Origin of the sequence: Cellulosimicrobium sp. XJ-DQ-B-000, from assembly GCF_031119065.1 — a bacterium.
Lineage (GTDB): Bacteria > Actinomycetota > Actinomycetes > Actinomycetales > Cellulomonadaceae > Cellulosimicrobium > Cellulosimicrobium funkei.
The window spans coordinates 1-14,617 of record NZ_JAVHYN010000004.1 but is presented as its reverse complement, the minus strand read 5'-3'; the positions used below and the strand labels follow the sequence as shown (position 1 = coordinate 14,617).

The 14,617-nt window shown below is 75.9% G+C and carries 9 protein-coding genes; 4 read left to right on the top strand and 5 right to left on the bottom strand.

Going from position 1 to position 14,617, the window contains the following annotated elements:
• Positions 1-6 precede the first annotated feature (6 nt).
• Both RDI86_RS07850 and RDI86_RS07845 read left to right on the top strand, forming a co-directional pair.
• On the top strand, positions 7-1,704 hold the full coding sequence (locus RDI86_RS07850; RefSeq protein ID WP_308821090.1) for a tetratricopeptide repeat protein: 1,698 nt from the start codon (positions 7-9) through the stop codon (positions 1,702-1,704).
• 70 nt (positions 1,705-1,774) lie between these two features.
• Positions 1,775-2,455, top strand: coding sequence for a hypothetical protein (locus RDI86_RS07845; RefSeq protein ID WP_168946244.1), 681 nt, complete (start codon positions 1,775-1,777; stop codon positions 2,453-2,455).
• 134 nt (positions 2,456-2,589) lie between these two features.
• On the opposite strand, the gene RDI86_RS07840 is transcribed toward RDI86_RS07845, so the two are convergent.
• Entirely contained in the window at positions 2,590-4,614 is a 2,025-nt protein-coding gene (locus RDI86_RS07840; protein WP_308821089.1) for a hypothetical protein, read from the bottom strand.
• Positions 4,615-5,195: 581 nt separating this feature from the next.
• On the opposite strand from RDI86_RS07840, the gene RDI86_RS07835 reads away from it, so the two are divergent.
• Positions 5,196-6,176, top strand: a complete 981-nt coding sequence (locus tag RDI86_RS07835) for a hypothetical protein (protein ID WP_308821088.1) — start codon at positions 5,196-5,198, stop codon at positions 6,174-6,176.
• A 75-nt stretch (positions 6,177-6,251) separates the two neighbouring features.
• On the opposite strand, the gene RDI86_RS07830 is transcribed toward RDI86_RS07835, so the two are convergent.
• The 3 genes from RDI86_RS07830 to RDI86_RS07820 form a co-directional block, all read right to left on the bottom strand.
• A complete protein-coding gene (locus tag RDI86_RS07830; RefSeq protein ID WP_308821087.1) occupies positions 6,252-6,470 on the bottom strand; it encodes a PspC domain-containing protein in 219 nt (72 codons plus the stop codon).
• Positions 6,471-6,564: 94 nt separating this feature from the next.
• Entirely contained in the window at positions 6,565-7,143 is a 579-nt protein-coding gene (locus RDI86_RS07825) for an O-acetyl-ADP-ribose deacetylase (RefSeq protein ID WP_308821086.1), read from the bottom strand.
• A gap of 101 nt (positions 7,144-7,244) precedes the next feature.
• Positions 7,245-8,450, bottom strand: a complete 1,206-nt coding sequence (locus RDI86_RS07820) for a beta-ketoacyl synthase (protein WP_076404278.1) — start codon at positions 8,448-8,450, stop codon at positions 7,245-7,247.
• A gap of 225 nt (positions 8,451-8,675) precedes the next feature.
• On the opposite strand from RDI86_RS07820, the gene RDI86_RS07815 reads away from it, so the two are divergent.
• The gene (locus tag RDI86_RS07815) at positions 8,676-9,581 is read left to right on the top strand and encodes an endo alpha-1,4 polygalactosaminidase (protein WP_308821085.1); all 906 of its coding nucleotides are present in this window, start codon (positions 8,676-8,678) and stop codon (positions 9,579-9,581) included.
• A 58-nt stretch (positions 9,582-9,639) separates the two neighbouring features.
• Here RDI86_RS07815 and hrpA read toward each other — a convergent pair whose 3' ends face one another.
• Entirely contained in the window at positions 9,640-14,484 is a 4,845-nt protein-coding gene (gene hrpA, locus RDI86_RS07810) for an ATP-dependent RNA helicase HrpA (protein ID WP_374990525.1), read from the bottom strand.
• Positions 14,485-14,617 lie beyond the last annotated feature (133 nt).

Genomic DNA, 14,617 nt, shown 5'->3' with positions numbered 1-14,617 from the left:
CCCACGGTGACCACGACCGTCGACCCGCGCGCCGTCGGCGCGCGCGTCGAGATGCTCGTCCAGATGGGGCGGCCCGAGCGCGCGCTCGACGAGGTCGACGAGGCGCTCGCGGCCGTCCCCGACGACCCGCGGCTCCTCCTCGCCGCCGCGTGGGTGCGGCTGCACCTCCAGCGCTCCGCCGACGCGCTGCCCCTCCTGGAGCAGGTGGTCGCCGCCCAGCCCGCGGCCGACGGCGCGCTCTACCTGCTGTCGGTCGCGCGCCAGAACACCGGTGACGTCCCCGGCGCGCGCGACGCCGCACGCCGCGCGCTCGAGCTCGACCCCGACGACGCGCGCTACCACCTCCAGCTCGCCGACGCCCTCCTCTCGGGGCGCGTGCGCGGCGCCGACCGACGGCTCGCGCGCGAGCGCATCGCCTCGGCGCTCGAGCTCGCCCCCGAGGCCCCGGACCGGCTCGCGCAGGCGGCCCGGCTCTGGTCGCGCCTCGGGGACGACGACCGGGCGCGCGCCCTGGTGCGGCAGGGGCTCGCCGTCGCGCCGGAGCACGAGGACCTCCTCTACCTCGACGCGGCCCTCGCGCTCGACGCGAGCCGCAGCGCCCAGGGGTACAGCGGCGTCCTCGCCATGAACCCCGAGCACGCCGAGGCCGGGTACCTGCTGCACCTCAGCGTGTGGCAGCAGGTGCTGCGGCTCGTCGAGATGCCGGTCCTGCTCGTCGGGGCGGTCGCGCTCGTCGTCGCCTTCGCGATGAGCGACGCCCACGTGGGCAGCGTGCCGGTCTGGGGGGTCGTCGTGCTGCTGTGGACGGGCGTGACCGCGCTGCGCGTCCTGCCCGTGCTCCTCCAGGTCCCGCGCGGGCTGCTGCGCCGCACGCCGTTCCGCGGCGGCACCGTCGTGGCGATCGCCGTCGGGTGGGCGGGCGTCCTCGCGGGCCTCGCCCTGCTCTACGTCGTGCGCGACGCCGTCGCCGTCCGCTGGTTCCTCGTCGGGCTCGGGGTCGTGCTCGCCCTGACGACCGTGACCTCGGCCGTGCTGCACGCGGCGATGTTCACGCAGGCGCGCGAGCTCGGGTACCTGCCGGCCGGGACGGCGGGAGCCGTGCGGATCGCGGCCCTGCGCGCGAGCCTGCGGGGCGCCGTCGTGCGCCGCGCCGTCGTCCTCGGGATCGTCGCGGTCGTCGTCGGGAGCATCGGTCCGGGCGCGGTCGCGCGCGAGGACGCGCGCCCCGTGGCGGCGCTCGCCGCGGTGGCGTACGTGCTGCCGCTCGTCGTCGGGATGTGGGCCGCGTGGCGCGTCGCGGCCCGGCAGCGCGCGGTGTCCGACGAGCGCCCGCCCGTGAGCACGGCCGCCGCGGTCCGCGCGGGGCTGGGCGGCGCCGTCCTCGTCCTCGCCACGGTCCTGCTGCTGCTCGCCGAGGCGGCCGCGCTCGCCGCGCTGCCCGTCGCCCCCGACGAGCACGACGCCGACGGCCGCTACGTCCAGGAGGAGCGCGCGCCGCGCGACCCGGGCTCGGCCGTGCAGGAGTGCACCGGGCGGCCCGCCACGCGCCTCGCGTGCCTCCAGGAGAACAACCGCGCCCGCCAGGAGGAGCTCCAGGAGCGGCTGGGAGAGCTGGACGTCCCGACGATCGACGTCCCCACGTTCGACGTGCCGGACCTCCCGGATCTCCAGGCGCCGGGCTCCACGGAGCAGCACACCCCCTGATCCCCGGTACCCCGGCGGGTGACATGCCCGCGGCCGTGCGGGTGACCCGGGGCGGTGCGACCGTGGCCGCGTGGCAGGACTCGTGGAGACGCTCTCTCGACCTGTCGGCGCGGCGCTCGCGGCCGTGACCGGCACGGTCGCGCGCGTGCGCGACGGCCGCCCGATGCACGCGCGCGGCGTGCTGCTCCGCGGCACGCTCGTCGTCGCGGAGGACGAGGCGGGCGCGGCGAGCGTCCCGCAGGGCCGCACGCCCGTCACGGTGCGCGTGTCCCTCGGGGCAGGCCTCCCGCGCGGGCTCCCGGACGTCGTCGGGATCGCCGTGCGCTGGACCGACGACGGCGCGCCCCAGGACGTCCTGTTCGCCTCCTCGGGGAGGGGGCGGCTCACGCGCTTCCTCCTCGTGCCGCGCCGCGCGCTGCTGGGCGGCTGGCTGTCGACGCTCATGCCGCTGCGGTCGCCGCACGGTCCCCGCGTGCTCGCCCTGCGGCCGGACCACGACGCGGCGCGGGGCGCCGGGACGCCGGTGCTCGAAGTGCTCGAGGCAACCCCGCTCGGCGCCTGGCACCGGTTCGGCGCGGTCGAGCTGCACGGCCCCGAAGCGGGGTCCGCGCACGACGGCGACGACCCCGAGGTCCGTTTTGACCCCACCGGTCACGCGCCGCGCCACCTCGGCACGTACGGCTGGGAGGACGCGCTGCGCGCTCGCGGCTACCGGGCCGCGCGCCGCGCCGGCGGGCCGGCAGCCCGGTAGCGAGAGAAGGGCGGCGACCCCGGAGTCCTGTCCACCGGGACCGCCGCCCGCGAGGGCGGCACCGTCGACGTGAGGCCGCCCCCGAGCCGGGGGCCGGGCGGCGAGGACGCCGCCCGGCCGTGCGCGCCGGTCCGTCAGACCGCCGCGAGCCGACGGCGCAGCCCGAGCCCGACGCCCGCGACGCCCGCGAGCACGGACCCGCCGACCAGCGCCGACATGCCGAGCGAAACCCGTCCGACGGGGCTGTTCTCGACGCTGTCCTTGAGCTCCGCCGTGCCGTCGGAGAGGGTGCCCGTGCCGTCCGCGAGCGTGGCCGCACCGTCGGCGATGCGGGTGCTGCCGTCGTGCAGGTCGGACGCGCCGTCGGCGAGGGTCGTCGTGCCGGCGTGCAGCGCGGCGGAGCCCTCGGCCAGCGCCGCGTTGCCCGCCGCGAGGGTCGTCGCGCCCGTCGAGAGGGTCGTGAGCCCGTTCTGCAGGCGCAGCGTCCCGTCCTCCAGCCGCGTGGTCCCGCCGAACAGGTCGCCCGCGCCCGTGCGCAGCCGCACCGTGCCGGCGGAGAGATCGCTCGCGCCGGTCGCGGCCTTCGCCGTCCCGGCCTTGAGGTCGGCGGCGCCGGACGCGAGCTCCGACGCGCCCGTCGCCAGCTCGGAGGTCTTCGTCGCCAGGAGCGCGGTGCCGCCGCTCACGCGAGCGGCGCCCGCCGCGAGGTCGGCACTGCCCTCAGCGATCCGTGTCGCCCCGGCGCTGAGCTCGCCGACCTTCCCGTGGAGCGTCGTGGCGCCCGCCTCGAGCTCACCGATCTTGCCGTCGAGCGTCGTAGCGCCGGCGGCCAGCGCGTCGATGCCGCCCGCGAGCTGGACGTCGATGCCCGTGCGGAGCTGCTGCACCCCGGCGGCGAGGCCCGGCTGTGCGGGGGTGCCCTCGCCGAGGCCCGCGCGAAGCTGCGCGAGCCCCGTGGAGACCCCGGGCTGCTGCGGAGTGCCCGCCCCGAGGCCGGCCGAGACCCGATCGACACCCACGGTGACGTCGCCCGCCCGCAGGGAGAGCTGGCCTGCGCCCGCCGCGAGCCTCCCGGCGCCGCCCGCGATCTGCGCGGAGGCGCCGGGTGCCGACTCGGTGCCGTTGCCCAGCGCGCGGAGGTTCGCGGCGATCGTCCCCAGAGTCTCCGGCGACGCCGCGACCTCTCCGCGCGCGATCATGTCCAGCTGTGCCGCGAGGCCGTCCAGGTTGGTCCCGACGGTCGTGGCCGAGCGCTGGAGCTCGTCGGCAGAGACCCGCAGCTGGTCGGCACCTCCACCGAGGGCGACCACGCCACCGCGGACCTGGGTCGCTCCTCCCCGGAGCTCGTCGACCCCTGCCTGGAGCGCGTCGACCCCCGCCCCGGCTGCGGCCACCCCGTCGGCCAGACGCGCCGCACCGGCGGAGAGCTGGGCCTGACCCTGGTCGAGCGACTGGACGCCGCCGCCGAGGCTGTCTCGCACGCCGGCCCGGAGCGCGGTGGTCCCGGCGGCGAGCGTGTCGGCTCCCGTCGCGAGCCGACCCGCGCCCGATGCGAGATCGGCGGAGCCGTTCGCGGCGCGGACGGCACCCGCGCTCAGGTCGCCGGCGCCCGCGTCGAGGTCACCCGCGCCCGCCGCGATCTGGGACGCGCCGTCGGCCGCCCGAGCGTTGCCCGCGGCGAGGCGTGCCGCCCCGGAGTCGAGGTCCTTGCTGCCCGCGGCGAGCCGGGCAGCGCCGCTCGCGGCGTCGCCCGCCCCGGCGGCGAGGCGTGCCGCCCCGGCGTTGAGCTCGTCCGCCCCGGCGGCGAGCTCGGTCGCGCCGTCCAGCGCGGCGGCGCCGCCCGTGGCGAGCTGGGTGGCGCCGTCGGACGCCTTCCGCGCCCCCGCGGAGAGGTCGCCCGCGCCGGCCTCGAGGTCGTCCGCGCCGTCGGCGAGGCGGCGGGCGCCGGCCTGGGCCTCGGTCGTGCCGTCGGCGAGGGTCGCGGCGCCCGCGTCGAGCTCGGCCGCGCCGTCGTCGAGGCGGGTCGCGCCGTCGGCGACCTTGCCGTTGTACACGAGGAGGAACGCGATCAGGCCGGCGACCGCGAGGGCGAGCACGGCGAGCGCGACGGAGGTGAGGACCGTGTGCGTGCGTGACGGTCGGAGAGCGTGCTGCGTCATCTGTCGTCCTTCCTCACGCCCGGCGTCGTCGCGGGGCGGTCGGCACGAGGGGAGAGCTGCGGGAGAGGCGGGTACCGGTCTGCTCGGCGCGGGAGTGCGCCGGTGCGCCCGCCACCGTTGGCGGGACGTGGAGTAGCAGGTAGATCCCCAGCGACGCTAGCAACGCCCCGGACACCACGGACAGCGAGTACTAGGTACTTTCGCCGTCACGATTCGGTCACGGGCCCGAAGTATCAAGTACTCCGTGCGCGAGTCCGTCGCTCGGAGCAACGGCCGCCCGTCCGGGGCGCCGGACACGAGGCGAAGGCGCGCCGCTCATGAGGCGATCTCGGCGCTCATCGGCGAAGGTAGGGCGGTGCTCGACGACGCGCCCGACCAGCGGGGCTCGACGGTGACGCTCCGGACGGCTGCCGGGACCGGGGCGGAGCGAGGACCGGGCAGAAGGGGAAGAGGAACAGCATGGAGTGCAGTGCGCCGACCGGCGTGTCGTCCTTCCGGGGCAGGGCGTGGAAGACCGACGCCGAGCCTGGGACCACGGTCGACGGCTCCGGGGCCCGTCCGCGAGCAGGGGCGGTGATCCGGTGAGGGCGTCGTCACGCGCGGCACGGTGGGCCGCCGGCCTCACGACCGTGGTCGTCCCGCTGACGGTGGCGGGGTGCTCGTTCCAGAGCTCCGAGGAGAGGGCCGCGGAGCAGGTGGTCACGACCTTCTTCGACCGCCTCGTCGACGGCGACGCCACGGGCGCGGGCGAGCTGCTGAGCGATCCGTCGGTGGTCAGCCCGGTCGCGCTCGACGACGCGGTCTACGCCGAGGCGGTGCGCCCCGTCGAGGCCCGTGTCACCTCCGTGACCGGATCCGGCCCGGAGTCCTCGGTGGACGTCGAGTACCGGCTCGACGGCGAGGAGGAGACGCGCACCCTCGTGGTCAGCACGGAGACCGTCGGAGGGGAGCCGAGGGTCGCGCTCTGGTCCGACCACGGGCTCCCGGTCGTCCATCCGGGCGTCCCGGGGGAGATCGTGGTCGAGGGGTCGGGCGCGTTCGACCTCGCGACGTCGGGGCCCCTGCGGTTGCTTCCCGGGATCTACGACCTCGAGCTCGCCGGGCCGCAGGACCTCACGACGATCGATCCCGACGGCGGCGACAGCGAGCCGTTCACGGTGGAGTTCCCCGTAGACCCGGACGCGATCCAGCCTCCTCCGGGAGCGGAGCTGCGCTCGCAGATGCTGCACGTCGACCCGGTCCTGCGCGCCGAGGTGGCCACCGAGGCCGAGGCGCGCATCGACGAGCTGCTCGCCTCGTGCACCGCCGCCGGGCTCACGGGCGACGACTGCCCGCAGAGCGTCCCGGACGGCATCTTCCGCGGGTACGCAGGGGTGGACGTGGCGTCCGCCGTCTGGGCCCAGGCGGAGCCGCTCTCCCTCGTGGCCGGGGAGGAGGTGCGCGCGTCCGCCCCGTACACGGTGAGTGCTCGATGGCCGCAGGGCCCGCTGGAAGTCACCGTGAGGGTTGAGGGCACCGTGCTGCGTGACCCGTCCGGCGCCGTCGTCGTCGAGCTCGACTGAGGCGTCCCGGCCCGCCGGGACGAGTCGGTCGAACGACCGCCAGGGGGCTTTGCCCGACCGGCGTGTGGACCGTGGTCAGTCGCGGTCGTTCGGCATGAGGGCCCACAGGACCAGGTACGCGATGACCTGGGGGCCGGGGAGCAGGATCGAGACCGCGGCGGCGATGCGGACGACGGTCGGGTCCCAGCCGAACCGGCGGGCGATCCCGGCGCACACGCCGGCGATCATCCGGCCGTGGCGCGGGCGGGACAGCGTCGGGCGGTACGCGGCGGTGGAGGCGTCTGAGGTGCTCATGCCTCGACGGTACGAGCGTCCCGGGCGCCCCGGTATCCGGAGGTCCCCCGACCCGACCCTGATCCTCGGGGCCGGCGACACCGCGGGTCGGGGCTCAGCGGGCGAGGGCGGCCTGGAACGCCGCGAGCGCCCGCGGCGTCGCGAGGGCGAACGTCACGGCCGCGACGCCCGGCCCGGGGCGCGACCCGTCCCGGTCCTGGGCCGCCGTCGGGCCGGCGGGCTCGTCGAAGAGGTCGGGTGCGGACCAGCCGCGCACCGCGTCCGCCGCCACGCGGGCGACCTCCTCGACGTCCCAGCCGTACGCGCCCGCGCTGATCGCGGGGAAGGCTACGGTCGTGGCCCCGAGGTCGTCCGCGACGTCCAGCGAGCGGGCGAAGCACGACGCGAGGAGCGCGGGGTCCGTCTCGCCGCGGTAGCGGTTCGGCCCGACGGTGTGCACGACCCAGCGGGCGGGGAGGTCGTAGGCGTTGGTGGCGACGGCGTCGCCCACGGGCAGGCCGTCGGGGAGGGTCGTGCGCCGGAGCCGACGGCACTCCTCCAGGAGCCGCGGCCCGGCCGCGGCGTGGATCGCGCCGTCCACCCCGCCGCCGCCCAGCAGCGACGAGTTCGCGGCGTTGACGATCGCGTCGACGTCGAGCGTCGTGATGTCGGCGAGGCGTGCGTCGAGGTCCATCGCTCCATCGTGCCCGGGGACGGGGTTGCTCGCCGTCGACCACGGGGTCCGTGGCGTTCTGGCCGCCTTCCCGACGGCAACCTCGTGCTCGGCGACCCCGGTCAGTCGCGCGAGACCACGACGCTCGAGCTGTGCCCGCCGAACCCGAACGCGTCGACGAGCGCGTGCCGGGCCGACGTCGTGGCCGCCTCCCGCACGACGTCGAGGTCGATCGCGGGATCGAGCGTGTCGACGTTGAGCGTGGGCGGCACGCGGCCGTCGCGCAGGGCGAGGAGCGCGACGAGGACGCCCAGCGCGCCCGACGCGCCGAGGAGGTGGCCCGTCGCGCCCTTCGTGCTCGTGACGGGCGGCGGCATCCCGAGGGCGGCGCGCAGCGCGTCCGCCTCGTTGACGTCCCCGACGGGGGTCGCCGTCGCGTGCGCGTGGACGAGCCCGACGTCCTCGGGGGAGAGGCCCGCCGAGCGCAGCGCCATCGTGATGGTGCGGGCCTGGTTCTCGGGGTCGCCGCCGACGATGTCGAACGCGTCCGACGTCAGCGCCGCACCCGAGACGACGCCGTGCACGACCGCCCCGCGGGCCCGGGCGTGGTCCTCGCGCTCGAGCACGAGGAGCGTCGAGCCCTCGCCCATGACGAACCCGTCCCGGTCCACGTCGAACGGCCGGGACGCGCGCTCCGGCTCGTCGTTGCGGGTCGACATCGCGCGGGCCGCGGCGAAGGCCGCGAGCGAGAACGGCTGGACGCCCGCCTCGACGCCCCCGCACACGACGACGTCCGCCGAGCCGGCGAGGATCATCTCGCGGCCCATCGTGATCGCCTCCGAGCCCGCCGCGCACGCGCTGATCGGGGCGCGCGCTCCGGCCTTGGCGCCGAGGTCGATCGACAGCCACGCGGCCGGGCCGTTGGCCATGAGCATGGTCACGGTGTGCGGGGAGACGCGGCGGTGGCCCTGCTCGTGCAGGACGCGCGACTGGTCGAGCGTCGTCGCGATCCCGCCGTTCGCGGAGCCGACGACGACGGCGAGACGCGTCGGGTCGACGTCGGGCGACCCGGCGGACGCCCACGCCTCCCGGCCCGCGACGAGCGTGAGCTGCTCCGCCCGGTCGGTGCGGCGCCGCTCCCGGACGGACAGCGCCTCGGCGAAGGCGTCGTCGACGCGCGCGGCGATGCGCACGGGCAGCTCGGCCGCCCAGTCGTCGTCGATCGCCCGCACGCCCGGCTCCCCGCGCAGCAGCGCCTCCCACGTGTCGGGGGCGGTGCGCCCGACCGGGGTCACCGCCCCGTACCCGCTGACGACGACTCGTGTCATGGTGTGCCCCTTGCAGCCGAGCCGCCGAGAACGGCGACGGGTGTGGTCGATGGGTCTTATTCCAAGTCATCGCGGCGGCCTTTGTCGCCCTCGCAGGTGTGACGGTGCGCACGCCCACATCCCGGCGGGAGCGGCGGACGACTGCCGCGAGCGCCCGCCGGCCGCGTACGGTCGGCACAGCGGCCGCCGTCGGGGAGGCCGCGGGACGAGGGCGGGGGAGTCGCGGTGCGACGAGCGAGAGCGCGAGGGCCTGCTGCCCGACGGCGCGCGCACCGCGCCGTGGTGGCGGTCGCGGCGGGCGTCGTCGTGCTCGGGACCGGGTCGTGCGCCGCCCCCGCGCCGCCGGCGCCCGCGGCCTCTGCCCGGGCGAAGACGCCCGCCCTGCCGCCCACCGACGGTGTGCTCGACTACCAGCTCGGCGCCGCGTACGACGAGGTCGACGCGGGGGACGGGCCCGTGCGGCCGGACGTCGTCGTGCGGGACGCGACCGCCGCACCGCTGCCGGGCGCGTACTCGGTCTGCTACGTCAACGGCTTCCAGACCCAGCCGGGAGAGGCCGACCGGTGGCTCGACGGTCACGAGGACCTGCTCCTGCACGACGCCGACGGGACGCTCGTCGTCGACCCCGACTGGCCGGACGAGCACGTCCTCGACCCCTCCACGCCCGAGCAGCGCGACGGCATCCTCGCGATCCTCGGGCCGGTCGTCACGGGCTGCGCCGACGAGGGCTTCGACGCCGTCGAGCTCGACAACCTCGACACCTGGACGCGGTTCGACGCCATCGACGAGGACGGCGCGCACGCCCTCGCCCGCGCGTACGTCGACCTCGCGCACGACGCCGGGCTCGCCGTCGCGCAGAAGAACGCGGCGGAGATCGCGTCCGTCGCGCACGACGACCTCGGCTTCGACCTCGCCGTCACCGAGGAGTGCGCCGTCTTCGACGAGTGCGCCGCGTACACCGACGTCTACGGCGACCACGTGCTCCAGGTCGAGTACCCCGACGCGCTCGCCGACGCGGGCCTGACCTTCGACGACGTCTGCGCCCGCGACGACCGCGCCCCGCTCACCGTCCTGCGCGACCGCGACCTCGTCGGCCCGGACGAGCCGGGCTACGCCTACGACGTCTGCTGACGGCGCGGCACGAGCGCCCGTTCTTCACGAGCGTGACCGTGGGTTCCCGTGCCGCGCGTCACCAGCCGTCGGGCGTGAGGAGCTTGCGGATGCGCTTCTCGCTCACCGGGCCGTCGGTGCCGAGCTGCTGCGCGAACAGCGACACGCGCAGCTCCTCGATCAGCCACCGCACCTCGGCCAGGTCGGCGGCGCGGACCGGGTCGGCCGGGCCCTGGGCGTACGCGGCACGGGCGCGCTGGTAGGCGTCCTCGACGTCGTGCACGCGCCACGCGAGCTCGGCGTCGCGGTTCGGGTTCGACTGCGCCTTCTCCAGCCGGTACGACGCCGCCCGCAGGTAGCGAGTCAGGTGCGGCAGTCGTCGGGGCGGGGTCTGCGAGACGAAGCCGTCGTGGATCAGGCCCGCCGCCTGGTCGCGGAGGTCGGTGAGCGTGTTGAGCAGCGCGAGGCTGTTCGACGCGCGGATCTCCGCGTCGAGGTTGCGCGACGCGGTGAGCGCGGCGACCACGTGCCCGACCACCTGGTGCACGTGCTCCTCCAGGTGCGTGCGGACGAACGTGCGCGCGGCCGCGTAGGCCTCGGCGTCGCGGACCGTCGCCGCGTCCGGCTGCCCGCTGCCGCCGCTCGTCAGCGCGATCACCGCGGCGAGCTGCAGGTCCGCGACGAGCGCGTCCGTGTTCCGGTACGGGCTGGCCGCCAACGTGAGCGACTGCGTGCCGTTCCACCGGCTCGTGATGCGCCCGGTCTGGAGCGCCGTCTCCGTCAGCAGCAGACGCCGCACACCCCGCGCGTGCTCCCGCGCCTGCGCGGTCGCGTCGGCCAGCACACGCAGCGCGACGACCGGCTTCCCCTTCGCGTCCTGCTCCTCGACGACCGCCGGGTACCCGCGCACCACGACCCCACCCCCGAGGTCGGTCGACACCGTCGCGGGCAGCCGCCCGTCGGTGAGGTCGTCGGGCCAGGTGGTCAGGTCGGTGCGCTCGCTCACCAGGCTCGTGGTCGAGCCCGTGGGCGGTGCGCCGTCGGTGCTCGGGCCGGCCGCGCCGTCACCTGGTGCGGTCGGCCGTCCGTGGCCGCGCGCGGCCTCGACGCCCGTCGCGCCCGACGACGCGCCGCCCGCTCGTCCTGCACCTCGCCCGGGTGAGCCGGACGCAGAGGCGGGGGAGGGGGCGTCGGATGCGAAGGGCGTGGCGGGCCTGGCGGGAGCGCCGTGAGGAACGAGCGGCGCGGCTGGTAGCCCGAGCACCGACGCCCCCTCCGCCGCCGAACTCGACCCCGCGAGCTCCGATCCGGACCCCGCGGCAGCCTCGCGCAGCGCCGCACCCACCGCGCCCTTGACCGCCGCCCGCACCGCCGCCTGGTTCTGTGCCGCGAGACGGCGCTGGAGCGCGAGGAGGTCCTTCGACTCGTCGAGCACGACGGAGCCGCGCCCGCGGGTGTCCTCGACCCGGAACGTCATGCGCAGGTGCGCGGGCAGGCGCGCCTCCTGCTCGGGGCCCCATGCGTCGTCGGGGATGACGACGTCGCGCAGCGCCCGGACGGCGCGCGTGAACGCGACGTGGAACGGCTCGGCCATGTCGCCCGCGCGGGCCATGTCCTCCCAGGCGGGCGTGTGCTCGCGGAGCCAGGCGACGACGTCGCGGGCGACGTCCGGTGCCGGCACGAGCTGGACGCGGACCGGCTTGGGCAGCGAGCGGATCGTCGCCGTGGCGAGCTCGTCGAGCAGGCCCGGCACCATCCAGTCGAACCCGTCGGGGACGACGCGGTTGAGCACGGAGATCGGGACGTGCACGGTCACGCCGTCGGCCTCGGTCCCGGGCTGGAACTGGTACGTGAGCGGGAGCGTGAGCTCGCCCTGCGGCCAGGTCTCGGGGAACTGCGACGTGTCGACCTGCTCGGCGTCGGGCACGAGCTGTTCGAGCGTGAAGGTGAGCAGGTCGGGGTCGCGGCGCTGCGCCGTCTTCCACCAGCGGTCGAAGTGCGCGGCGGACACGACGTCGTCGGGCACGCGCTCGTCGTAGAAGTCGAACAGCACGTCGTCGTCGACGACGAGCCCGCGCTGGCGCGAGCGCGCCTCGAGCTCCTCTGCCTCGGCCAGGAGCTCGCGGTTGTCGTGGAAGAACCGGTGGTGCGTCGTCCACTCGCCCTGCACGAGCGCGTGCCGCACGAACATCTCGCGCGCGGCCTCGGGGTCGACCTTCGCGTAGAGGACCTTGCGGTCCGCGACGATCGGCACGCCGTACAGCAGCACCTTCTCGGTCGCGATCGCCGCGCCGCGCTTGGTCGACCAGTGCGGCTCGGAGTACGTGCGCCGCGCGAGGTCGCCCGCGAGGTCCTCGGCCCACTCGGGCTGGATCCGGGCGACGTCGCGCGCCCACAGCCGCGACGTCTCGACGAGCTCGCCCGCCATGATCCACGCCGGCGGTTTCTTGCTCAGCGGCGAGCCGGGGAAGATCGCGAACCGCGCGCCGCGCGCGCCGGTGTACTCGTTGCGGGCCTGCTTCTGCGCGCGCCGCAGCGCCTTGGCGCGAGCCTCGCCCTTGAGGTGCGCGACCGACGACGCCTTCACCTCGCCCGTGTCCTGCATCCCGATCTGCGACAGCAGGCCGGACAGGAGCGCCTTGTGGATCGTGTCGCCGTCCCAGGCGCGCTTGTAGGTCTGGTTTTCGGGGGTGGCGTCCGCGGTGGGGGCGGCGTCGGTGCTCGGAGCTGCCGCGCCGTCGCCCTGGTCGTCCGGCCGGGAGTTCACGAGCGCGGCTTGACGCTCTCTCGCATCCGACGCCGCCCCCACCGCTCGTCCTGCACGTCGCCCGGGCGTCGACGCCGCGTCCCCCGCGGCGCCCGACCCGTGACGCGCGCGGGGGCGGTACGACATGTCGATGCCCAGGGGCTTGGACATCTCGCGGAGCTGGGCGACGACGTCCTGCCACTCGCGGATGCGCAGGAAGTTGAGGTACTCGGCCTTGCACAGGCGGCGGAAGGCCGACGACGAGAGCTCGTGCTGCTGCTCGCGGACGTACTCCCAGACGTTGAGGTAGGTGAGGAAGTCGGAGTGCGGGTCGGTGAAGCGCGCGTGCGCCTGGTCGGCCTGGGCGCGGACCTCGGCGGGGCGCTCGCGCGGGTCCTGGATCGACATGACGGCGGCGATGATCGCGACCTCGCGCGCGACGCCGAGCCTCGAGCCCTCCCAGATCATGCGGGCGAGGCGCGGGTCCATGGGGAGCTGCGCGAGGACGCGCCCGACCTCGGTGAGGCGCGTGACGCCGTCGGACGTGGCGAGGGCGCCGAGCTCGGTGAGGAGCTGGACGCCGTCGCGCACGGCGCGCGTGTCCGGGGGCTCGACGAACGGGAAGCGCGCGACCTCGTCGGGGGTCTCGACGACGCCGACGGAGATCATCTGGAGCAGCACCGACGCGAGGGAGGTGCGCAGGATCTCCGGCTCGGTGAACTCGGGCCGGGAGAGGAAGTCGTCCTCGGAGTAGAGGCGCACCGCGATGCCGTCGGCGACGCGCCCGGAGCGGCCGGAGCGCTGGTTCGCGCTCGCCTGCGAGACGGGCTCGATGGGCAGGCGCTGGACCTTGGTCGCCTTGGAGTAGCGCGAGATGCGGGCCGTGCCGGGGTCGACGACGTAGTGGATCCCGGGCACGGTGAGCGACGTCTCGGCGACGTTCGTCGCGAGCACGATGCGCCGCGAGGAGTGCGCCTGGAACACGCGGTGCTGCTCGGCCGACGACAGCCGCGCGTACAGCGGCAGGATCTCGACGCGCTGCGGGTGCTTCGGGTCGGTGACGCGGTCCTTGAGGTGGCCGGTGAGCGCGTCGGCGGCGTCGTGGATCTCGCGCTCGCCGGAGAGGAACACGAGGATGTCGCCCGGTCCCTCGCGCATGAGCTCGTCGCACGCGTCGACGATGCCGGTCACGAGGTCCTTCTCCTCGGCGCCCGCGCGTCCCTTCGCCTTCGTGCCGCTGCCGGTGGAGGCGCCGGGGTCGACGTCGGGGGACAGCGGCCGGTACCGGATCTCGACCGGGTAGGTGCGGCCGGACACCTCGACGACGGGCGCGGCGTCGGGCAGGGCGTCGACCACGTAGTCCGGCGCGCCGCCGAGCTGGGCGAGGTGCGCGGGGGAGAAGTGCTGCGCGAAGCGCTCGGAGTCGATCGTCGCCGACGTGATGATCAGCTTGAGGTCGGGGCGGCGCGGCAGGAGCCGTGCGAGGTAGCCGAGCAGGAAGTCGATGTTGAGCGACCGCTCGTGCGCCTCGTCGACGATGATCGTGTCGTAGGCGAGCAGCTCCGGGTCGCGCTGGATCTGCGCGAGCAGGATGCCGTCCGTCATGACCTTGACGAGCGTGTCCTCGCTGGAGGTGTCGGTGAACCGCACCTGGTACCCGACGACGCCGCCCAGCTCCGTACCGAGCTCCTCCGCGATGCGCTCGGCGACCGTGCGCGCGGCGATGCGGCGGGGCTGCGTGTGCCCGACCTGACCCGAGCGGCCTCGGCCGAGCTCGAGCGCGATCTTGGGGAGCTGCGTCGTCTTCCCGGAGCCCGTCTCGCCCGCCACGATGACGACCTGATGGTCGCGGATCGCGGCGGCGATGTCCGCGCGTCGGGCGCTGACCGGGAGCTGCTCGGGGTACGTGATGGGCGGGACCGTCACGTTCTCGCGCGCCTGCGCGGCCCGGTCGAGCTGCGCCCGGCTCACCTGCCGCGGGCCCGACGTCGTCCGCTCGCCCCGACCGCGCCGCGTCGGCTCCGTGGTCGTCGAGGTGCCCGACGCCGCCCGCTCGCCCCGACCGCGCCCGCGGCGGTTCCCGCGGCGTCGGCGGCCCTCGCGCGGGGTGCCCTCGGCGGCGCCGTCCCGCTGGGGAGGGCGCGCGTCAGGCTGGTTCGCTGCGGGCTCGGTACTCACGACGGTCCATTCTCTCAACCCGTCGCAACTTCATTGCTCCGGGGTGCTGACCGAACGGTGCCCACTGGCGCCGAGCACGGGATCAGCGACCGTTCTCGTCGAGAACAGGTCTCCAACCCCGTGTTCGATGCCG